Genomic DNA, 20,446 nt, shown 5'->3' on the forward strand with positions numbered 1-20,446 from the left:
TTCGGCCCGAAAAACGGAAAACCTCCGTCGAATCGGTTCGGCTCGGCGCCCGGTCGTCGGGCTCCTCGCCGCGGCTGTGCTCCTCGTTCTCGTGATCGGTGCCTCCCTCGTGGTCGGCGCCCGTGACGTGCCATTCGGCACCGTGCTCGATGCCCTGTTCCGGCCGGACCCCGCCGTGACCGACCAGCTGGTGGTGCTCGACCTGCGCATCCCGCGCACGGTCGTCGGCCTGTTCGCGGGCCTCGCCCTCGGCCTCGCCGGCGCGCTCATGCAGGGCGTCACCCGCAATCCCCTCGCCGACCCCGGCCTGCTCGGCGTCAACGCGGGCGCGTCCCTCTTCGTCGTCGCCGGCATCGCCGTCTTCGGGGTCACGAGCGCGCTCGGCTACGTGTGGTTCGCCTTCATCGGGGCCGCGGCCGCGGCATCCGTCGTCTACGTCATCGGTTCGCTCGGACGCGGGGGAGCGACCCCGGTCAAGCTCACCCTCGCCGGCACGGCGCTCACTGCGGCGCTCACCTCACTGATCACCATCGTGCTGCTGAGCGACCCGGCGACCTTCGACCGCTACCGGTTCTGGTCGGCGGGCTCCCTCTCCGCCCGCGGCCTCGACACGGCGCTGCAGCTCGCGCCGTTCATCCTCGTCGGCGCGATCCTGGCGGCAACGGCCGGGCGGATGCTCAACGCCCTCGCCCTCGGAGACGACCTCGCCCGCGGCCTCGGCCAGAACGTCGTGGCCGCACGGATCGTCTGCTTCGTCGCCGTCGTGCTGCTCTGTGGCTCGGCGACCGCCCTCGCCGGTCCGATCGTCTTCGTCGGCCTCGCCGTGCCGCACCTCGCCCGCTGGTTCGCCGGCCCCGACTACCGCTGGACCCTCGCCCTCTCGGCGCTGCTCGGCCCGGCCCTGCTCCTGCTCGCCGACGTGATCGGGCGCGTGATCGCCCGCCCCGGCGAGATCGAGGCCGGCCTCGTCGTCGCGTTCCTCGGCGCCCCCGTGCTGATCCTGCTCGTGCGGAACACCAAGGCGGTCGGACTATGACCCCGCGCTCGCCGCACACCGCACCCGCCGCACCCGCCGACCTCGCCGAGCGTCGCCGTTCCAGCCCGGGATCGCCGGTGCACCAGGGCGCCTCGGCAGAAGCAGCGATTCTCGGTGCGGCCCGGGGGGCGCGTCGCCGCACGGAACGCCGGGTCGTGATCGTGCTCGCAGCAGCGCTGCTCGTCGTCGCCGCGCTGAGCCTGTCCGTCGGTTCATACTCGCTCTCGGTGCCCGACCTCCTCCGCACCCTCGCCGGCCAGGGCACGGGAGCCGAGAACTTCATCGTGCTGACCCTGCGGCTGCCCCGCGTCGTGCTCGCGCTCCTGACCGGCATCGCCTTCGCGCTCTCGGGCGCCCTGTTCCAGACCGTGCTGCGCAATCCGCTCGCGAGCCCCGACATCGTCGGCGTCACCGGCGGGGCGAGCGCCGCAGCGGTCCTCGGGATGCTCGTGCTCGGCTTCGGCAGCCTCGCGACCGCCTTCGCGGCCTTCGGCGGCGCGATCCTCGTCGCGACCGTCATCTACCTGCTGGCCTGGCGCGGCCGCAGCGGAGGTGCCGGCGGCATCGCCGGCTACCGCTTCGTGCTCATCGGCGTCGGCGTCGCGTTCATGGTGCAGGGCCTGATCGGCTATCTGCTCACGCGCGCCCAGCTCCGCGACGCCCAGGACGCCCTGACCTGGCTCGTCGGCAGCGTGAGCGGTGCCGCCTGGCCCGAGATCGCCGTCGTCGCGGTCGGGCTTGCGGTGCTCCTGCCGATCGTCTGGATGCTGGCCCCGCGTCTCCGCGCGCTGCAACTGGGCGACGACCTGGCCACGAGCCTCGGGGTCGGCGCCGAGCGCAACCGGCTCGGACTCCTCATCGTCGCCGTCGCCCTCGCCGCGCTCGCGACGGCCATGGTCGGCCCGCTCGCGTTCGTCGCGTTCGTGTCCGCGCCGATCGCCCGCCGCCTCGCCGGAACCGGCGGGCTGAGCCTCGTGCCGGCAGCCCTGGTCGGCGCCCTGATCGTCAGTGCCGCCGACTTCGCCGCCCAGCACCTGCTCCCCGGCGGACTCCAGCTGCCGGCCGGGGTCGTCACCGGCGCGATCGGCGCGCCCTACCTGCTCTGGCTGCTCGCGACCGGCGCCGCCGGCGGCAGCGGCAGCGCGCGCGACAGTACCGAAGGAATCCGATGACTCACCCAGAACAGCACACTCCGGAGGAGCAGACAGCGGTCCCGGCACTGTCGGGGCCGGCACTGTCGGGCCCGGCAGCCACCGACCCGGCTGCCACCGACCCGGCCGGCCACGCGCACCACGAGTTGCGCGCCGTCGGCCTCGGCCTCGGCTACGACGGCGTCCCGATCGTCACCGATCTCGACCTCGAGATCGCTGTCGGTCGGCTCACGGTCATCGTCGGCGCGAACGCCTCGGGCAAGTCGACCCTCCTCCGCGGGCTCGCCCGCCTGCTCACGCCGCAGTCCGGCGTCGTGCTCCTCGACGGCACCGACATCGCGAAGATTCCGGGCAAGCGCATCGCGACCGTGCTCGGCCTCCTGCCGCAGCAGCCGCTCGCGCCGGAGGGCATCACCGTCGGCGAACTCGTCGGCCGCGGCCGGCATCCGCACCAGGGCTGGTTCCGCGGCACCACGGCCGCCGACGACGCCATCGTCGCCGACGCCCTCGTCCGCACCGGAACCCTCGACCTCGCCGGGCGCCGGCTCGAGGAGCTCTCCGGCGGCCAGCGCCAGCGGGTCTGGATCGCCATGGCCCTCGCCCAGGACACCGACATCCTGCTGCTCGACGAGCCGACGAGCTTTCTCGACGTGGCACACCAGATCGAGGTCCTCGACCTGCTCCTCGAACTCAACCGCACCCGCGGAACCACGATCGTGATGGTCCTGCACGACCTCAACCTCGCGGCCCGGTACGCCGACGAGATGCTCGTGATGCGCGCAGGCCAGATCATCGCCGCCGGCCCGCCCGCGCAGACCCTGACGGTCGAAACCGTCCGCTCCGCCTTCGGCCTCGACGCCCTCGTCATCCCCGATCCGGTCTGCGGTTCGCCGCTCGTCGTGCCGATCGGGAGATTCCATCCCGCGCCGACCCCGGCATCCGCTATATTAGGTAAGGCTAACCTAAGCTAGTCGAACCGCGTCCCGCCCCGAGTCACCTGAGAAACCGGAGTTTCCCGTGCACCGTCCCCCCATTCGCGCGCTTGTCGCCGTCGCCGCCCTCGTCGCCCTGACCCTGACCGGCTGCTCCGCGCCCGCGCCCCAGGCAACGGATGCCGCGGCGGGAGACTCCGCCGCCGCCGCGTCGTTCCCCGTCACGATCGAGAACGCCTTCGGCTCCACCGTGATCCCGAAGCAGCCGACCCGGGTCGTGACCTGGGGCTGGGGGAGCGCGGACGACGCGATCGCCCTCGGCGTCATTCCCGTCGCGATGCCGTTCCAGGCCTACGCCGGCGACGCCCAGGGCGTGCTGCCCTGGATCTCCGAGGCGCTCGCGAAGACCGGAACGCCGACGCCGACCGTGCTGCCCGATTCCACGGAGCCGCCGTACGAGGACATCGCCAAGGCCGCGCCCGACGTGATCCTCGCCGCGTACTCCGGCATCACCGCGGAGCAGTACGCGCTCCTCAGCAAGATCGCCCCTGTGGTCGGCTACCCGGACCAGCCCTGGGCGACGGACTGGCGCGACCTCATCACGATCACCGGAACCGCGCTCGGCAAGACCACCGAAGCCGCAACGCTTCTCGCGGGCATCGACGAGAAGATCGCCGCGGCCGCAGCGGCCCACCCCGAATTCAAGGGAAAGTCGATCGCCCTCGTGGCCGACAGCAGCGGAACGTTCTACGTCTACAAGAAGGAAGACCCCCGCGTCGCATTCACCCTCGACCTCGGCTTCGTGAACGCCCCCGCCGTCGACGCGCTGGCGACCGATCAGGCGAGCTTCTACTACACGCTCAGCCACGAGCAGCTCGACAAGCTCACGAGCGACGTGCTCGTCAACTTCGGGACGACGCAGGAGGAATCCGACGCGTTCCTCTCCGCGGGCTACGCCCAGGCCATGCCGCAGGTGCAGCGCGGCTCCGTCGCGTCTCCGGTCGGAGCGGCATTCATCTCCTCGGTGTCCCCGCCGACGGGCCTCTCGCTGACCTGGGGCCTCGACGACTACGTGACGATGCTCTCGGCCGCCGCCAAGGCCGTCGGCTAACGCCCGTCCCCGGGGTTGAGGTGCGGCCATAACACCTTTGTCGGCACGGTGAGGGTGTTGTGGCCGCAACTCGGCGCTGGACCGTCAGCGAGGGCGCGGTCGCACCCGGCGTAATCTGCCCGAAACACGCCAACGGCCATACTTGATCGAGACACGTACCCCTCACGCTCGCTTTAGCTAGTCCAAAACGTGACCTGCGCACAGAATCCGCGTGGGCATCCTGTTATATGCTCACCTCTGTCGCTCACCGTTTACGGACTCAATGACGAACCCCTGACACCGACAACAAAGAAGGTTCCGCATATGCGCGCTCGATTCTTACTCCCCGCCGTCGCCGCCGCGGCCGCCCTGATGCTCTCCGGCTGCGTCGATAACTCGACGCCCTCGCCAGGCTCGACCGGCAGCGCCTCGGCAGCAGCGATCACCAAGGACGACGCGGCCGCCGCGCTCGTTCCCGCCAAGATCGCGTCGTCCGGCAAGCTCATCGTCGGCAGCGACCCGACCTACGCCCCGAACGAGTTCAAGGATGAAGCAGGCAAGCCCATCGGCTGGGGGATCGAGATCGCGAGCGCGGTCGCGACCAAGCTCGGGCTGACGGCCGAATTCCAGGTCGCCAAGTTCGACAACATCATCCCGTCCGTCGCGGGCGGCAAGGCCGACATGGGCGAGTCCTCGTTCACGGACACCGCCGAGCGCGAGAAGCAGGTCGACTTCGTCAACTACTACACCGCCGGCATCCAGTGGGCATCGGCCAAGGACAAGACGGTCGACCCCGACAACGCCTGCGGCATGAAGGTCGCCGTGCAGGCGACCACCTATGAGGACACCGACGAGGTTCCCGCCAAGAGCGACGCGTGCGTCGCGGCGGGCAAGCCGGCGATCGACAAGCTCAAGTTCGACACCCAGGATGCCGCGACGAACGCGGTCGTGCTCGGCCAGGCCGACGCGCTCAGCGCCGACTCTCCCGTCACCCTCTACGCGATCGCGCAGACCAAGGGCAAGCTGCAGCTCGCGGGCAAGACCTTCGACGTCGCACCGTACGGAATGGTCGTCGCCAAGGGCTCTGACCTCGGCAAGGCCGTCCAGGCAGCACTGCAGTCGATGGTCGACGACGGCAGCTACAAGGCGATCCTCGACACCTGGGGCGTCGCCGACGGCGGCATCGACAAGATCACGATCAACGCAGCCGCGAACGGCTAACCGATGAGCACGCCGAATCTGAACGGCCGGGGGGCGGGGCCCGCCTCGTCCCCGGCCGATCCGGCCGCCCCGGCCGCATCGGTTCCCATCAAAGCCATCCGGTTGCGGCACCCCTGGCGGATGGTCTTCGCGATCGTCCTGATCGTGGTGTTCGCACTGGCCATCGTCGACGCGGCCTTCCGGCCGGCGTACGACTGGCCGACGGTCGCGAAGTACCTGTTCGACCGGCGCATCTCCCAGGCCGCGCTCGTGACCCTCGAACTCACCGTCTACTCGATGGTGATCGCGATCGTCCTCGGCGTGATCCTCGCCGTGATGCGGCTGTCGCCCAACCCGGTCGTGAAGAGCCTCGCCTGGTTCTACCTCTGGGTCTTCCGCGGCACACCGGTCTACGTGCAGCTGACCATCTGGGGCCTGATCTCGCTGATCTACTCGAGCATCGACATCGGCATCCCGTTCATGCACCCGTGGGTGTCGTTCGAGACGAACGCCGCGCTCAGCACGTTCGCCCTCGCGGTGATCGGCCTCTCCCTCAACGAGGCCGCGTACATGGCCGAGATCGTCCGTGCCGGGCTCCTCGCCGTCGACCGTGGCCAGGAAGAGGCCGCGACCGCGCTCGGAATGAGCTGGTCGCAGACGATGACCCGCGTCATCCTGCCGCAGTCGATGCGGGTGATCATCCCGCCGACCGGCAACGAGGTCATCTCGATGCTCAAGACGACCTCACTCGTCACGGCGGTGCCGTTCAGCTTCGACCTGTTCGCCCGCTCCCGGGACATCTCCGCCGAGACCTTCAACCCGATCCCGCTGCTCATCGTCGCGTCGATCTGGTACCTGTTCTTCACCTCGATCCTGATGGTGGGCCAGTACTTCCTCGAGAAGCGTTTCGCCCGCGGCATCGGCGACCGTCAGCCGGACAAGAAGGGCGGCGGGTCCAACCCCGAGCCGATCACGGGCGTCACGGTCGTGCCCGAGTCCGAACAGGCGCCGGCGACCCGCTCGACCCGAGAACCCGGAACCGGCCAGGGAGGCCCCTCGTGAGTGACATGACCACGCCGGGCGCGGCATCCGCTGACCGCGGATACGTGCCGATGGTGCTCGCCGAGCAGGTCTCGAAGAGCTTCGGCTCGCACGAGGTGCTCAAGAGCATCTCCCTCGAGGTCAAGCGCGGCGAGGTGATGTGCCTCGTCGGGCCGAGCGGGTCGGGCAAGTCGACGTTCCTGCGCTGCATCAACCACCTCGAGGTGCTCTCCGCCGGTCGGCTGAGTGTCGACGGCGAGCTGATCGGCTACCGCGAGACCAGCGGCAAGCTCTACGAGATGGCGCCCAAGGAAGCGGCGAAGCAGCGCAGGGATATCGGCATGGTGTTCCAGCGCTTCAATCTGTTCCCGCACATGACCGCACTCCAGAACGTGATGGAGGCGCCGCTGCGGGTCAAGGGACTGCCCAAGGCGCAGGCCGAGCGCACCGCGCGCGACCTGCTCGCCCGGGTGGGACTCGCCGAGCGCGCGGACTACTACCCCGCGCACCTCTCCGGCGGTCAGCAGCAGCGCGTCGCGATCGCCCGTGCCCTCGCGATGGAACCCAAGCTGATGCTCTTCGACGAGCCGACGAGCGCGCTCGACCCCGAACTCGTCGGCGAGGTGCTCGACGTGATGAAGGGCCTCGCCAAGGAGGGCATGACCATGATCGTGGTCACCCACGAGATGGGCTTCGCCCGAGAGGTCGGCGACTCGCTCGTGTTCATGGACGGCGGCGTCGTCGTCGAGTCCGGCGATCCCGAGCTCGTGCTGAGCAACCCGCAGCACCGCCGCACCCAGGCGTTCCTCTCCAAGGTGCTCTAGTCATCCGCTGACCCCGGCGGATGTCGGGGTCAGCTGGTGAGGACCTTGTGGATCCGCTGCAGCGACACCGATTCCGCGGCCTTGAGCTCCTGGGCGAAGAGGCTGATCCGCAGCTCCTCGATCATCCAGCGTGCGCGCACGAGGTTCGCCGCCGTGCCGGGGGCCAGTGGAATCCGGCCGCCGGCCGCTTCGTAGCGGGCCGTTGCCGACTGGCTCTCGTTCATCCAGACCCGGTCGCGGCTGGGGTTGTCGCCGAGTTTCACGATGCGTGAGCTGATGCCGCCGAGGTAGCGCGGCAGGTGGCGCAGCTGGGCGAGGCCCGTCGCGCTCACGAAGCCGGGGTAGATCAGCCCGGCCAGCTGGGCACGGGCATCCGTCAATGCGGGCAGCAGCGCCATGCTCGTCGAGGCCTTGAGCGCCTTGTCTGCGGCCCGGGACGCGGTGAGGATGCGGGCGACGAGTCCGACGGCCTCGAACATCGAGTCCATCAGCACCCCGGACACCCGGTCCCGGATCGAGTCGAACTCGGCCTTCATGAAGACCTGGCCGCTCGGGTTCACCCGGAACAACACCTCGTCGACGCAGGCCGCGAGGCAGTCGTCGAAGAGCGCCTGCGTGGTGCGGTACGGGCTCGTGGCGAGGCTCAGCTTCTCCGCCCCGGTCAGGTGCTGCTGCACGTACGCGACCGGAGACGGCGTCGCGAGCAGCAGCAGCCGGCGCACGCCGCCCGGCAGCGTGCTCGCCTGCTCCGCGGCGGTGCTCATCATCCGGATCGCGACGCTCGTGCCCTCGTCGACGAGGGTCGGGTAGCCGCGAATCGTGTTGTCGCCCTGCTTGGTGTCGATGAACCGGGGAAGTTCGGCGAAATCCCAGGTGGTGAGGCCGCCGCGCTCGATCGCGTTGACGGGTGTGGCAGCGGATGCCGCTGCGACGCTCTCCCGGGCCCGGGAACCGAGCCGGCGCTGGAGTTCGCCGAGGTCCTTGCCGGAGGCCATCGCCTGGCCGCGGTCGTCGACGACCCGGAAGGTCATCCGGAGGTGCGCCGGGATCCTGGCGAGCTCGAAGTCGCCCGGCGAGACCGGAACGTAGGTCAGCTTCTGGATCAGGCCGGCGAGGATCTCGGTGAACGGGGTCGCCTCCGGTTCGAAGCCGGCGCCCGTGCCGAAGCCCGCGCCCGAGCCGAGCCGGGCGCCGATGCTCGTCCCGCCGAGGCCGCCGGTGTCCTTCGCGGTGCGGGGCTCGCCGGGCGCAGGCGGCAGCTCGGTGAGCAGCCGGGCCGCCCAGTCGGCGGCGGGCACGACGTTGCGACGGATGCTCTTCGGCAGCGACTTGATCAGCGCGGTCACGAGGTCGGCGCGGAGACCGGGCACCTGCCAGTCGAAACCGGCGGGGGAGAGCCGGGCCAGGAGGGCGAGCGGGATCAGGGCGGCGACACCATCGTCATCCGCCCCCGGCTCGAAGCGATACGAGAGGTGGAAGCGCTGGTCGCCCTGGTGCCAGGTCGGCGGGAAAACGGCCTCGTCGATCTCGGGGGTCGCCTCGTCGGGAACGAGCGCCTCCGCGGTCATCGTGAGCAGGTCGGGCGTCTCGGCGCGCGCCTTCCGCCACCACGTCTCGAAGGTGCGGGTCGAGCACACCTCCGCGGGGATGCGGCGCTGGTAGAACTCGAAGACGGCCTCGTCGTCGAAGAGGATGTCGCGGCGCCGGGTGCGCTCCTCGAGCTCGGCGAGTTCCTTCCGCAGCTTCGTGTTGGCCCGGTCGAACGCGGTCACGCGCTGGTCGACGCGGTCGAGGTCCCACTCGCCGTCGACGAGGGCGTGCCGGATGAAGAGTTCCCGGGCGTACGCCGGGTCGACCCGGGAGAACTGGATGCGGCGGCGCGGCACGATCGGCACCCCGTAGAGGGTGACCCGCTCGTAGGCGACGACGGAGCCCTGCTTCTTCTCCCAGTGCGGCTCGGAGTAGCTGCGCTTGCAGAGGTCTCCGGCGAGCGGCTCGGCCCAGGCCGGGTCGACGACGGCGTTCATCCGGGCGAACAGCCGGCTGGTCTCGACGAGTTCCGCGCTCATCACGGCGTTGGGCTGCTTCTTTGCGAGCGCAGAGCCGGGGAAGATCACGAACCGCTGCTGGCGGGCGCCGATGTAGTCCTTCTTCGCGACGTCCTTGAGGCCGATGTGCGAGAGCAGCCCGGCGAGCAGGGACCGGTGGATGCCGTCGGGGTTCACGGCCGGGTCGCCGATGTGGAGGCCGAGCGGCTTTGCCATCTGGCGGAGCTGCTTGTAGACGTCCTGCCACTCGCGCACCCGCAGGTAGTTCAGGAATTCGTTCTTGCAGAGGCGGCGGAAGGCGCTCGAGCCGAGCTCCTTCTGCTTCGTCTCGAGGTAGTTCCACAGGTTGAGCAGGCCGAGGAAATCGCTCGTCGGGTCGGCGAAGCGCGCGTGCTGCTGGTCGGCCTGCGCGCGCCGTTCGAGCGGCCGCTCCCGGGGGTCCTGGATGGTGAGGCCGGCGACGATCGCCATCACCTCGCGGCTCGTGCCCTGGGTCTTCGACTCGATGACCATCCGCCCGAACCGGGGGTCGATCGGCAGCTTCGCGAGCTGCTGCCCGATCCGGGTGAGCTTGGAGACCCCGCCGCTCGCGTTGCTGACACCGCTGCCCGGAGCAACGGCGCCGAGTTCGGCGAGCAGGTCGAGGCCGTCCTTGATCCCGCGGGAATCGGGCGGGGTGAGGAACGGGAACGCGGCGATGTCGCCGAGGCCGAGGGAGATCATCTGCAGGATCACGGCGGCGAGGTTGGTGCGCAGCACCTCGGGCTCGGTGAATTCCGGGCGGCGGCCGAAATCCTCTTCGGAGTACAGCCGGATCGCGATGCCGTCGCTCGTGCGGCCGCTGCGCCCGGAGCGCTGGTTGGCTGAGGCCTGGCTGATCGCCTCGATCGGCAGTCGCTGCACCTTCGAGCGCACGCTGTACCTGCTGATCCTCGCGGTACCGGCATCGATGACGTAGCGGATGCCCGGAACGGTCAGGCTGGTCTCGGCCACGTTCGTCGCGAGCACGATCCGGCGCCGTACCCCCGCGACGGTCGAGGGCTGGAAGACCTTGTGCTGGTCGGCGGAGGAGAGCCGGCCGTAGAGCGGCAGCACCTCGGTCGGGCTCGTGCGGTCGCCGCTCGCAAACTTGCCCTGCAGGGCATCCGCTGCGTCGCGGATCTCGGTCTCGCCGCTCAGGAAGACGAGCACGTCGCCGTTCGACTCGCGTTCGAGCTCGTCGAGCGCCGCCGAGATGCCCTCGATGTAGTCGCGGTCGACGGGCGGTGTCGACGCGGGCTGGTCTTCGTCGTCGTCGTCGGCCATCGCCTCGGCGACGAGCGGGCGGTACCGGATCTCGACCGGGTAGGTGCGCCCGGAGACCTCGATGATCGGGGCGGGGGTGCCGTCTGCGGCGGCGAAGTGCTCGGCGAAGCTCTGCGGGTCGATCGTCGCCGAGGTGATGATGACCTTGAGGTCTGGCCGCTGCGGCAGCAGCTGGCGCAGGTAGCCGAGCAGGAAGTCGATGTTAAGGCTGCGCTCGTGGGCCTCGTCGATGATGATCGTGTCGTACTTGCGCAGCATCCGGTCGCGGTGCATCTCATTCAGGAGGATGCCGTCGGTCATGAGTTTGATCTTGGTGTCGGGCCCGACCTGGTCGGTGAACCGCACCTGGTAGCCGACGACCTGGCCGACCTCCTGGCCGACCTCCTGGCCGAGTTCCTCGGCGATGCGCTCGGCGATCGTGCGGGCCGCGAGCCGGCGCGGCTGGGTGTGGCCGATGCTCGTGCGCCCGAGTTCGAGGCAGATCTTCGGAATCTGGGTGGTCTTGCCCGAGCCGGTGGCGCCCGCGATGATGACGACCTGGTTGTCGCGGATGGCGCGCGCGATATCCTCACGGCGTTGGCTGACGGGGAGTTCGGGCGGGAAGGTGATGACAAGGGGAATCATGAGCATTCCATCGTAAGACTTCCGGGTGTCGACTGTGCGCGCGGGCGCTCCCGGCCTGGCGCTTAAACCGGAGACTGTTAAGCTCAAACCATGTCAGAGGGACAGGGAATCGGCGACCGGCACGCGGCCCTCGCCTCGGATGCGCGACGCCGGGTGCTCGAACTGATCGCGGGAGCCCGCGAGCCCGTCGACGCCACCGCCGTCGCCGCGAGCATCGGCCTGCACGTGACGACCGCGCGCTTCCACCTCGATCAGCTCGAGGGCGCCGGCCTGATCCGCCGTGCCGTCGACCGCACCGGGATCCGCGGGCGTCCGCGCATCCTCTTCACCGTGAACCCCGCCGTGCGCGAAGACGGCGTGCAGCGGCTGCTCAGCCACGCCCTCGTCGGAGCCCTCGCCGAGGACGACGACGGCGGCCGGGCCCGGGCGATCCGCGCCGGCGAACGCTGGTCGGCCGCCTTCGACCAGGAGGCCCGGGAGAGCGAACCCGGCACCGGCGCCGCGGGCGGCGCGAGCGACCTGGGTCCGCTCGTGCGCATCCTCGACGGCCTCGGCTTCGACCCGATCGCCCAGTCACCTGCCGCGTCTCCCGTCGAGCCGGCGTCGCCGACTGCGACGGATGCCCGCGACGGCCTGGTCGTCGAGCTCCGGGCCTGCCCCTTCCGCGACGAAGCCCGGCACACGCCCGCGGTGGTGTGCTCGCTGCACCTCGGCCTGATCCGGGGCATCGCCCGCTCCGGAGGCCACGACCCCGACGACGTGGAGCTGCGCCCCTTCGTCCGTCCCGAGTTGTGCGAGGTGCGCCTTCGCGGCGACTGGGTGCCGGTCGACTCGTCCGGGAAGTAGCGCGTCCGCAGGAGCGGGGTGCGCCCCGGCGTTCGCTTATTAAACCGGAATATATTAGGTTTAAATCATGGCTGACATGATCCCCCTCCGTCCGGCATCCGCAACCCGACCCGCAGTCGTCCACGACGAGCCCGCCGGTCACACCTGCACCTGCGGGGAGGCAGAGGCAGCCGGGTACCCCGAGCTGGACGCCCGGCAGTTGCCGCATGCGATCCGTCACGCCGCGATCTTCGGCGCGCTCGACTCCGTCCTTCCCGGTGGCGGCCTCGTGCTCGTCGCCCCGCACGACCCGCTGCCCCTGCTCGCCCAGTTGGAGGAGCGCCACCCTGGCCGGTTCACGGTCAGCTATCTCTCCCGCGGGCCCGAGGCGTGGAAGCTCCAGCTCACCCGCTGACACACCCGGGTCAGGTCATGTCCGGTTCGGGCGTTTAGGGTGAGCCCATGACGATTCCTGTGCCCACCCTCACTTTCAACGACGGCCACACCATTCCTCAGCTCGGCTTCGGCGTGTTCAAGGTCGATCCGGCCGAGACCACCCGCATCGTCTCCGACGCCCTCGAGGTCGGCTACCGGCACCTCGACACGGCCGCGATCTACGGGAACGAAGCCGGCGTCGGGGCCGCGATCGCGGCATCCGCCGTGCCTCGCTCCGAGCTCTTCGTCACGACGAAGCTCTGGAACAGCGACCAGGGCACCCAGAGCGCCTTCGACGCCTTCGACCTGAGCCTCGAGAAGCTCGGGCTCGACTACGTCGACCTGTACCTGATCCACTGGCCGACACCGGCGAAGGACCGTTACGTCGAGAGCTGGAAGGCGCTCGAACAGATCCGCGCCTCCGGCCGGGCCCGGTCGATCGGCGTCTCGAACTTCCTCGTGCCGCACCTCGAACGCCTCCTCGCCGAAACGGAGATCGTCCCCGCGGTCAACCAGATCGAACTGCACCCCGCGCACCAGCAGCAGGAGGTCACCGCGTTCGCGCGCGCCCATGGGATCCAGATCGAGGCGTGGGGTCCCCTCGGCCAGGGCAAGTACCCGCTCCTCGAGGAGCCCGTCGTCGTCGTCGCGGCCGAGGCGCACGGGAAGAGCCCGGCCCAGGTCGTCATCCGCTGGCACCTGCAGACGGGCAACATCCTGTTCCCGAAGTCGAACCGGCGTGCGCGGATGATCGAGAACCTCGACGTCTTCGACTTCGAGCTCAGCCACACCGAGCTCGCCACGATCTCCGCACTCGAACGCTCCGGCCGCGTCGGCTCGCACCCCAACGATGTGAACTAGGCTCCGCTCAGAACGGGTAGCTGCCCGGCGTACGGCGCAGCGTGATCCAGCGCGTCTCCGTGAAGGCGTCGATGTTGGCCTCAGCACCGCCCTGCCGCGAACCCGTGCCGGACGAGCCGACGCCGCCGAACGGTGTGTTCGCCTCGTCGTTGACCGTCTGGTCGTTGATGTGCACGATGCCGGACGGGATCCGCTGGGCCAGTTCGAGGCCGCGCATGGCGTCGGCGGTCACGATGCCGAGCGAGAGCCCGTATTCGGTCGCCGAAGCGATGCTGACGGCTTCGTCCTCGGTGCTGAACCGCACCACGGACGCGACCGGGCCGAACACCTCCTCGCAGAAGGCGGGGGCGTCCAGCGGCGAGTCGGCCAGCACGGTCGGCCGGTAGAACAGCCCGTCGTAGCTGCCGCCGGCCCTCAGCTTCGCGCCGGAATCGATCGAGCTTGTGACCAGGCGGTGGATGCGGTCGCGCTGGTTCTCGTCGATGATCGGTCCGAGGTGCACGTGCTCGGTGGCGGGGTTCCCGACGGCGAGGGAGTCCGCCTTCGCGGCGAGCTTCTCGACGTACTCGTCGAAGATGCTCTCGTGCACGATGTGCCGCCCGACCGTCATGCAGATCTGCCCCTGGTGCAGGAACGATCCCCAGGCGGCGAGGTTGACGGCCTTGTCGACGTCTGCGTCGGCGAGTACGACGAAGGCGGAATTTCCGCCCAGTTCGAGGTGTGCGCGCTTGAGATGCCTTCCCGCGAGCTCGCCGACGGCGCGACCGGCCCTGGTCGACCCGGTGAACGCGATCACCCGCACGTTCGGGTCGGTGACGATGGCCTCGCCGACATCGGCGCCGCCGGTCACCAGCTGCAGGAGTCCGGCGGGCAGGCCGGCCTCCTCGAAGATACGCACCATCATCACGCCGCCGGTCACGGCGGTGCGCGGGTCCGGCTTGAGCACGACCGCATTGCCCAGCGCGAGCGCCGGCGCCACCGCGCGGATGCCGAGGATGATCGGCACGTTGAACGGCGACACGACGCCGACGACGCCGACGGGCACCCGCTGGGCGATGGAGATCCTCGGCTCCTCGCTCGACAGCACCTGTCCGAGCGGATGCGACGGCAACGCCGCCGCCTCGTAGCATTCCTGCGCGCCGACGTGGAGGGCGAAGCCGGCAAGCCCGGGAACCGCACCGACCTCCCGAACGTTCCAGTCCATGATCTCGTCGGCGTGTTCCTCCAGGAGCGCGGCGGCCCGGCGCAGCACGGCGGCGCGCACCGGGTGAGCGGTCGCGGCCCAGGCCTTCTGAGCCGTGGCTGCGCCCGCGGCGGCCCTGGCCACGTCTGCGGGGGTGGCGATCCCGATCCGGCCGATCTCGTCGCCGGTCGCCGGCTCGATGACGGGGAGCTCGCCGCCTGACCCGGAGACCCACTCGCCGTTGATGTAGATCTTCCCCGACCACGCCGCGGGGTCGAGGAACGGGGTCGTCGCGGTTTCATTCACGGTGAGTGTCATGGGCGGTTCTCCTTCAGGGTGATTGCGGTTGGTGTGGGGGAGCGGAGGATCAGGAAATGTCGATCGAAACGACGGCGGTGCCGCCGGGCGGGGCGACGGCCCGGGACACGCAGCAGCACATCGCGCCGCGGGAGTCCTTCTGGCGCTCGCTGTAGAAGACGTCGCGGTGGTCGATGTCTCCATCGAGGTCGAGCACGCGCACCTCGCAGAGGCCGCACTCACCCTTGCGGCAGTCGAACATCAGATCGACCTCCGCGGCCTCGAGCGCCTCGAGCATGGTCTCGGTCGCCCGGACGGTAACCTCGGCGCCGATTCGCGGGATGCGCACGACGAAGTCCTCGGGGGCGAACCAGCCGCTGTTGCCGAAGGTCTCGAACCGGAGGTCGGGATAGGGGAGCTCGCGTTCGATCCAGGCCCGACGCACGGCGTCCATCAGCCTGATCGGACCGCACAGGTAGAGCTCGGTGCCCGGTTCGACCCCGCCGACGAGCTCGGTGACGTCGAGCGGGGTGCCTTCGTCGGAGATGTGGAGTCTCAGCCGGTCGCCGTGCGCGCTCTGCAATTGTTCGAGGTAGGCCAGCGCCGGCCGGCTGCGCCCGGCATAGACGAGCGTGTAGTCGGCGCGGACCGACCGGAGCACGCGCGCCATTCCCATGACCGCCGTAATGCCGATGCCGCCGGCCAGCAGCACGTAGTGCGCGGCTCCGACGCGAAGGGGGAAGTCGACGATCGGCTGGGTGATCTCGATGGTGTCGCCGGGCCGGAGGGCGTGCATCGCCCGGGCGCCGCCGCGGGACCGCGGCGAGTCGAGCACGCTGATCGCCAGGCTCCGGCCGTCGGGGCCGTCGTCGACGACGGAGTACGAGCGGCGGTCTGGAACCCCGCCGATCGGCACGCGCACGTCGATGTGCGCGCCCGCGTCGACCGTGGCCGGGTGGTCGGGCGCGAGCACGATCCGGCGGATGTGGTCGGTGAGGGCGGTCGTGTCGAGGACCGTAGCGCGCTGCCAGACCGCCGCGTGGGACGTTGCCATTGTCGGTGCCGCCGTTCAGCCGGCAGCGAGGGGTGCGGGCAGGCGTCCCTCCGCCGCGAGCTGACGTTCGATCAGCCGCCGCACCCACATCCCGCCCGCGTCGATGTTCAGGCTGTAGAACTCGTAGTCGGGATTGGCGTCGATCGCGGCCTGCTGGGCGACGAGCATGTCCTCGTCCTCCCTGAAGACGCCGGAGACCCCATCGCGCAGCTGGGTGGTGATCACCTGGCTCTCGAGCCGGTAGTTGCGCATGAACGCCCAGAAATAGAGGGAGGAACGGTCGGTGACCGGCGAGATCGTGTTCATCACATAGCCGTTGACGCCCTGGCTTCGATCGCCCTGCGGCGCCCCGGTGCCGGCCCGCGCGACACCGACGTCGATGTTGATCGTGGTCGGCGATTCGAAGTGGATGATCTGCCAGCGGTCGACCTTCCCCTCGAAGCCGGGAAACTTGTCGCGCATATTCTTCAGCCAGAACGGGGGAGCGTCGATGCCGAGCATCCAGCGTTCCACGGTGACGGTCCGTTCGTCATGGTGCACCGTGAACTCGGATTCGCTCAGCGCCTCCTGGCCGATCGAGGAACTGTGCACGAATTCCTCGTGGGTCAGGTCCATCAGGTTGTCGAGCACCAGCTGATAGTTGCACTGCACCGAGATCGTCAGGCCGTCTCCGGCCCACTCCGGGTCATCCATCTGGTGCATGTCGGGCACGAGCTCCGGGTCGGCCAGGGCTGCATCGCCGAGCCACACCCAGACGAAGCGGTACCGTTCCACGACGGGGAAGGACGCGACCGTGGCGCTCGGGTTGATGGTCTCCTGCGCCGGCATCGAGACGCAGCGGCCCGCCGAATTGTAGAGGATGCCGTGGTATGGGCAGCGGATGCCGTCCCGGCCCTCCAGCTTGCCCATCGAGAGCGGCGCCAGCCGGTGCCAGCACGCGTCGGCGAGGGCGACGGCGTCACCGTCCTCGGTGCGGTACAGCGCGAGCGGACGCTTCGCGACGGTTCGCGCGAGCGGCTTGCGATTGACCTCGTGGTCCCAGGCGGCGACGTACCAGGCGTTGAGCGGGTGGCCGAGGATCTTGTCGACGGTCGTTTCCTTCATCGGGACTCCTTCGTCCGAACATCGTGCGCCTGGCATCACATCGAAATGTCAACACAATACCTATGTCGATAGTGAAACCACAAGGCCCTTTCAGGGACCAGAATCAAACCATGAGCCTGCGCTATGCCCTCCTTGCGCTCCTGACGGCGCAGCCCATGACCGGCTACGACCTCGCCAAGTCGTTCCACAGCTCGGTCGGGCACGTCTGGAGTGCTCCGGACTCGCAGATCTACCCGGAACTGCGCCGGATGGAAACCGGGGGCCTGATCGAGGCGACGGCGGTGGCCCGGAGCACCCAGGCGACCCAGGCGACGAAGCGGATCTATCACATCACCGCACTGGGTGAGCAGGCGTTCCGTGCGTGGATGGCCGAACCGGTCGAGTACTCGCGGGAGCGAGACCCGGCGCACCTGCGTGCGGCGTACTTCGAATGGGCCGACCCTGACTCGGTCAGGGAACAGCTCCGGGCGCACGTGCGGCACTGGGCCGGGTTGCGCGAGCAGTGGCAGGGCCAGTTCGCCGCGATCCGGGACCGCACGCATCCGATCTTCGTCCAGAGACTGTTGATCAGCCCGGAGTCCGAGCGGCCGCGCATCGCGGCGTACAAGCTCTTCGCCTACGAGGGGCTCATCGCCAGGGCCGAGCAGGAAATCGGGTGGGCCGAGCGCGGGCTGCGCCTGGCCGACGAGCTTGAGCCGAAGCCGCCCGAAGGCGTTCGCGGTAAGTTGGGAGAAGGCGGAGGGACCAGCCCCGGCGAGGAAGTTGACCTGTGAATCCGATTGAGTGGCTGTTCGACGCGCAACTTCACATCGGCACGCAGACCATCCTGTGGCGGGAGATCATCGGCAACCTGTTCGGCATCCTGAGCGCGGTCGGCGGCATGCGCCGCAAGATCTGGGCCTGGCCCATCGGAATCGCCGGCAACGCCCTGCTCTTCACCGTGTTCATGGGCGTCCTGTTCGCCACCCCGAACCCGGTGAACCTGCTCGGCCAGGCCGGCCGGCAGGTGATGTTCATCATCGTGTCGATCTACGGGTGGATCCAGTGGTCGCGAAGTCGCAACTCCACCGTGCACGCCGCGGTCGTGCCGCACTGGGCGGGCAACCGCACCCGCATCCTGCTGGGCCTCGGCCTGGTCGCCGGGACCCTCGTGTTGACCCCGATCTTCCGGGCCCTCGGCTCCTTCGAGCCGGTCTGGGCGGATGCCTGGATCTTCACCGGCTCCCTCCTCGCGACCTATGGCATGGCCAAGGGCTGGACGGAGTTCTGGCTGATCTGGGTCGCGGTCGATATCGTCGGCGTGCCGCTCCTGGTCAGCGCCGGGTACTACGCCTCGGCGATCCTGTACGTGTTCTACGGCGCCTTCACGATCACGGGATTCTTCATCTGGATGCGGGTGCAGCGCCGCCGCCGTGACTTCGTCGAGCGCGAGCTCACCGGCACCGTCTGACCCGCGCTTGGTGCGGCGCCCGTCGCGCCTGCCGCAAGCGCGCCCGTCGCGCCTGCCGCATCCGTCGAGACTGCCGCAGTCCGCTCGCCTCGCCGCGACCCAACCATTGACGAGTGTCGCCGTTTGCGCCGAGGTGACCCCGCGCGCCGGCGACACTCGGCGGATGCGGCGACACTCGGCGCCCGGGCTACCCCTCCGCGCCGCGGTGCGGGCCGCTCGTCGAGGTCATGCCGCCGGCTACGGTCCAATCGACGGTGACGTCGGTCAGCTGGTCGTAGGCGTCCGTTGCGGAGAGGGGGCCTGGCGGCGCGAGCGTTCCCATGACCGTCGCATTGAGGTGTAATCCGCTCTGGGTGAGCTCGTCGAGGGTGGTGCACACGCTCGTGCCGGTGAGGTCGGCAGTGCGGAGGATCAGGCAGTACTGGTCGTCCCGCAGCCGTGCCGCGAAGACGCTGTACGGCATCCAATATTCAGGGGTCGGTCCGAAAAGGCTGTGCACCGCGGTGTACTCACCACCGAGGGCGGGCGCGGTTTCGTCCGGCACGAACTCCGGCCCGTCGAAGATTGCGAGCAGATCATTGGCGGATGCCGTTGGCCCGGCCGTCTCGGAGACCCCCGCCGTCGAGGTCGCCGCGCCAGGGGCATCCGTTGCGCCGGCCAGACCGCTGGCCTGCAGCGCGAGGAGAGAGAGTACCCCGATCGCCGTGCCCGCCAGCACTAGCGCACCCGCGCGTAGTCCGCGCAGGCGCCGCCGAGCCGCGTTCTCCGGACCCGCGACCGCTTCCGGGCCGGCGTCCACTTCGATTTCCGTCGCGTCGCCCGCCACCGTCCCCGCGAGAGCGGAAAAAGTGCCCCTATCGGGCGCTGATAGGGGCCCTTTCTCCGCTCTCGCGGAAAGGAGCTGTGCGGTTTTGGCGAGGGCGGCGGCCTCGGGGGTGGCATGCTGCTCGAGGAGGGCCTCTAGGTCGGCGGTGTCCTGGTCAAGGGCCTGCTTCAACGCGGCGAGGCGCTCCTCGTCCTCCGGCGCCGACTCGGCCGAGCGGGCGCGGGAGTAGACCGCCGCCTGCAGGTCCGGGAGCGCTGCGGCGGGGTCTGGCCGTCCGGACGGGCTCTCCGTGAGCGGATGCGCCCGCCACCAGAGCGCGTCGAGAACGTCGTGGCGACCTCGGTAGTCGCGGCGCAGGACCGCGTGGAGTGCGGCATCCGCCTGGGCCGCCTCGCGGAGGTGCCCGGCCCGCCGTTGCTGCTCGGACTCTGCGCTGATCTCGAATACCATTCCGGCCCCCCCCGACGGTTGTGACACTCACCCTAGCGAGTGCACCGCCTGCGGGACGCGATGCGCGGCGCCGAGGGTCGCCACAGGCGCTGAGTGTCGCTGGTGGAGCGGGTCGCCTCGGCGTGAATGGCGACTCTCGGCCATGGGCTGGCTGGCTGGCGGGGCGGGGCGGGTCAGTCCGTCGGGTGCGGGCCGGTCGGGCGGTCAGTCGGTGGGGTGCGGGGAGGTGTCGCTCGAGACGTCACCGTCGGTGCTGACCCGGATCGTGACGTCGGCGAGGGCGCCCGCCGGCTCGAGCGAGTCCTTGCCGAGGGTGAAGGGGTTGACCGGCACCGTCGCGGTGAGGTTCAGGCCGCGGCGGGCGAGCTCGGCGAGGCCGACGCACACGCTCGCGCCCTGCTGGCCCTGGGCGCGCAGGATCACGCAATAGAGGTCCTCGCCCCGCCGGGCGACGTAGACGACAGAGCTCGTCTCACGCTCGACGAACATCGCGTGGATGGAATCCCGGCGGAATTCCGGCCCGAGGTCGATCGTGGTCTGGTCGGGGATCTGCGGCTGGTCGTAGAGCGCGAGCAGGCCGGGCGAAGCGGATGCCGCGGCCTCGGCGCCCGGACCGCCGGCCCCGCCGCCGTGCGGCAGCAGGGTCGAGACCGCGGCGACGGCGATCCCGCCGACGAGGACCCCGGCCGCGACGAGGAGGACGCCGCGCC

At 69.9% G+C, this 20,446-nt stretch carries 18 protein-coding genes; 12 read left to right on the forward strand and 6 right to left on the reverse strand.

The window, feature by feature from the left end; translation table 11 throughout:
- Positions 1–76 precede the first annotated feature (76 nt).
- From E3O44_RS14330 to E3O44_RS14360, 7 genes are all read left to right on the forward strand, one after another.
- Positions 77–1,036: a FecCD family ABC transporter permease gene (locus E3O44_RS14330; protein ID WP_338144736.1), complete on the forward strand. Its 960-nt coding sequence runs from the start codon at positions 77–79 to the stop codon at positions 1,034–1,036.
- The gene (locus E3O44_RS14335) at positions 1,033–2,208 is read left to right on the forward strand and encodes a FecCD family ABC transporter permease (RefSeq protein ID WP_134535454.1); all 1,176 of its coding nucleotides are present in this window, start codon (positions 1,033–1,035) and stop codon (positions 2,206–2,208) included. The genes E3O44_RS14330 and E3O44_RS14335 overlap by 4 nt, the downstream gene beginning before the upstream one ends.
- Positions 2,205–3,158, forward strand: coding sequence for an ABC transporter ATP-binding protein (locus tag E3O44_RS14340; RefSeq protein WP_134535455.1), 954 nt, complete (start codon positions 2,205–2,207; stop codon positions 3,156–3,158). The genes E3O44_RS14335 and E3O44_RS14340 overlap by 4 nt, the downstream gene beginning before the upstream one ends.
- Before the next feature lie 46 nt (positions 3,159–3,204).
- Positions 3,205–4,230, forward strand: a complete 1,026-nt coding sequence (locus E3O44_RS14345; protein ID WP_134535456.1) for an iron-siderophore ABC transporter substrate-binding protein — start codon at positions 3,205–3,207, stop codon at positions 4,228–4,230.
- A 303-nt stretch (positions 4,231–4,533) separates the two neighbouring features.
- The gene (locus E3O44_RS14350) at positions 4,534–5,430 is read left to right on the forward strand and encodes an ABC transporter substrate-binding protein (protein WP_134535457.1); all 897 of its coding nucleotides are present in this window, start codon (positions 4,534–4,536) and stop codon (positions 5,428–5,430) included.
- A 3-nt stretch (positions 5,431–5,433) separates the two neighbouring features.
- Positions 5,434–6,471: an amino acid ABC transporter permease gene (locus tag E3O44_RS14355; RefSeq protein WP_134535458.1), complete on the forward strand. Its 1,038-nt coding sequence runs from the start codon at positions 5,434–5,436 to the stop codon at positions 6,469–6,471.
- Positions 6,472–6,521: 50 nt separating this feature from the next.
- Positions 6,522–7,274, forward strand: coding sequence for an amino acid ABC transporter ATP-binding protein (locus E3O44_RS14360; protein ID WP_134535481.1), 753 nt, complete (start codon positions 6,522–6,524; stop codon positions 7,272–7,274).
- Positions 7,275–7,303: 29 nt separating this feature from the next.
- Here the strand turns inward: E3O44_RS14360 and hrpA are convergent, their stop codons facing one another.
- Positions 7,304–11,251, reverse strand: a complete 3,948-nt coding sequence (hrpA, locus tag E3O44_RS14365) for an ATP-dependent RNA helicase HrpA (protein ID WP_134535459.1) — start codon at positions 11,249–11,251, stop codon at positions 7,304–7,306.
- Between the two features lie 90 nt (positions 11,252–11,341).
- Between hrpA and E3O44_RS14370 the strand changes: the two genes are divergently transcribed.
- The 3 genes from E3O44_RS14370 to E3O44_RS14380 all read left to right on the forward strand — a co-directional run bounded on the left by E3O44_RS14370 (position 11,342) and on the right by E3O44_RS14380 (position 13,372).
- Positions 11,342–12,097: a helix-turn-helix transcriptional regulator gene (locus E3O44_RS14370; RefSeq protein ID WP_134535460.1), complete on the forward strand. Its 756-nt coding sequence runs from the start codon at positions 11,342–11,344 to the stop codon at positions 12,095–12,097.
- Between the two features lie 67 nt (positions 12,098–12,164).
- Complete coding sequence (locus E3O44_RS14375; RefSeq protein WP_134535461.1) at positions 12,165–12,491, forward strand: DUF2249 domain-containing protein; 327 nt, start codon at positions 12,165–12,167, stop codon at positions 12,489–12,491.
- A gap of 47 nt (positions 12,492–12,538) precedes the next feature.
- Positions 12,539–13,372, forward strand: coding sequence for an aldo/keto reductase (locus E3O44_RS14380; protein WP_134535462.1), 834 nt, complete (start codon positions 12,539–12,541; stop codon positions 13,370–13,372).
- A gap of 7 nt (positions 13,373–13,379) precedes the next feature.
- Here E3O44_RS14380 and E3O44_RS14385 read toward each other — a convergent pair whose 3' ends face one another.
- The 3 genes from E3O44_RS14385 to E3O44_RS14395 are packed head-to-tail and all read right to left on the reverse strand — an operon-like array spanning position 13,380 to position 17,010.
- On the reverse strand, positions 13,380–14,873 hold the full coding sequence (locus tag E3O44_RS14385) for an aldehyde dehydrogenase family protein (RefSeq protein ID WP_134535463.1): 1,494 nt from the start codon (positions 14,871–14,873) through the stop codon (positions 13,380–13,382).
- A 49-nt stretch (positions 14,874–14,922) separates the two neighbouring features.
- Entirely contained in the window at positions 14,923–15,906 is a 984-nt protein-coding gene (locus E3O44_RS14390; protein WP_134535464.1) for a PDR/VanB family oxidoreductase, read from the reverse strand.
- A gap of 15 nt (positions 15,907–15,921) precedes the next feature.
- Positions 15,922–17,010, reverse strand: a complete 1,089-nt coding sequence (locus tag E3O44_RS14395; protein ID WP_134535465.1) for an aromatic ring-hydroxylating dioxygenase subunit alpha — start codon at positions 17,008–17,010, stop codon at positions 15,922–15,924.
- Positions 17,011–17,120: 110 nt separating this feature from the next.
- On the opposite strand from E3O44_RS14395, the gene E3O44_RS14400 reads away from it, so the two are divergent.
- Both E3O44_RS14400 and pnuC read left to right on the forward strand, forming a co-directional pair.
- The gene (locus tag E3O44_RS14400; protein ID WP_134535466.1) at positions 17,121–17,783 is read left to right on the forward strand and encodes a PadR family transcriptional regulator; all 663 of its coding nucleotides are present in this window, start codon (positions 17,121–17,123) and stop codon (positions 17,781–17,783) included.
- Positions 17,780–18,460, forward strand: a complete 681-nt coding sequence (gene pnuC / locus E3O44_RS14405) for a nicotinamide riboside transporter PnuC (RefSeq protein WP_134535467.1) — start codon at positions 17,780–17,782, stop codon at positions 18,458–18,460. The genes E3O44_RS14400 and pnuC overlap by 4 nt, the downstream gene beginning before the upstream one ends.
- A 187-nt stretch (positions 18,461–18,647) precedes the next feature.
- On the opposite strand, the gene E3O44_RS14410 is transcribed toward pnuC, so the two are convergent.
- Both E3O44_RS14410 and E3O44_RS19255 read right to left on the reverse strand, forming a co-directional pair.
- The gene (locus E3O44_RS14410) at positions 18,648–19,736 is read right to left on the reverse strand and encodes a hypothetical protein (protein ID WP_134535468.1); all 1,089 of its coding nucleotides are present in this window, start codon (positions 19,734–19,736) and stop codon (positions 18,648–18,650) included.
- Positions 19,737–19,940: 204 nt separating this feature from the next.
- A partial coding sequence (locus E3O44_RS19255) for a hypothetical protein (protein WP_166792669.1) occupies positions 19,941–20,446 on the reverse strand: 506 nt, incomplete at its 5' end.

Origin of the sequence: Cryobacterium algoricola (assembly GCF_004402485.1) — a bacterium.
Classification (GTDB): domain Bacteria; phylum Actinomycetota; class Actinomycetes; order Actinomycetales; family Microbacteriaceae; genus Cryobacterium; species Cryobacterium algoricola.

Bases quoted from the DNA above. Each gene is read 5' to 3' on its own strand.
- E3O44_RS14375 (WP_134535461.1), top strand. From the start codon at position 12,165: ATGGCTGACATGATCCCCCTCCGTCCGGCATCCGCAACCCGACCCGCA.
- E3O44_RS14370 (WP_134535460.1), top strand. From the start codon at position 11,342: ATGTCAGAGGGACAGGGAATCGGCGACCGGCACGCGGCCCTCGCCTCG.
- E3O44_RS14380 (WP_134535462.1), top strand. From the start codon at position 12,539: ATGACGATTCCTGTGCCCACCCTCACTTTCAACGACGGCCACACCATT.
- E3O44_RS14340 (WP_134535455.1), top strand. From the start codon at position 2,205: ATGACTCACCCAGAACAGCACACTCCGGAGGAGCAGACAGCGGTCCCG.
- E3O44_RS14350 (WP_134535457.1), top strand. From the start codon at position 4,534: ATGCGCGCTCGATTCTTACTCCCCGCCGTCGCCGCCGCGGCCGCCCTG.
- hrpA (WP_134535459.1), bottom strand. From the start codon at position 11,251: ATGATTCCCCTTGTCATCACCTTCCCGCCCGAACTCCCCGTCAGCCAA.
- E3O44_RS14395 (WP_134535465.1), bottom strand. From the start codon at position 17,010: ATGAAGGAAACGACCGTCGACAAGATCCTCGGCCACCCGCTCAACGCC.
- E3O44_RS14360 (WP_134535481.1), top strand. From the start codon at position 6,522: ATGGTGCTCGCCGAGCAGGTCTCGAAGAGCTTCGGCTCGCACGAGGTG.
- E3O44_RS14385 (WP_134535463.1), bottom strand. From the start codon at position 14,873: ATGACACTCACCGTGAATGAAACCGCGACGACCCCGTTCCTCGACCCC.
- E3O44_RS14335 (WP_134535454.1), top strand. From the start codon at position 1,033: ATGACCCCGCGCTCGCCGCACACCGCACCCGCCGCACCCGCCGACCTC.
- E3O44_RS14355 (WP_134535458.1), top strand. From the start codon at position 5,434: ATGAGCACGCCGAATCTGAACGGCCGGGGGGCGGGGCCCGCCTCGTCC.
- E3O44_RS14400 (WP_134535466.1), top strand. From the start codon at position 17,121: ATGAGCCTGCGCTATGCCCTCCTTGCGCTCCTGACGGCGCAGCCCATG.
- E3O44_RS14390 (WP_134535464.1), bottom strand. From the start codon at position 15,906: ATGGCAACGTCCCACGCGGCGGTCTGGCAGCGCGCTACGGTCCTCGAC.
- E3O44_RS14410 (WP_134535468.1), bottom strand. From the start codon at position 19,736: ATGGTATTCGAGATCAGCGCAGAGTCCGAGCAGCAACGGCGGGCCGGG.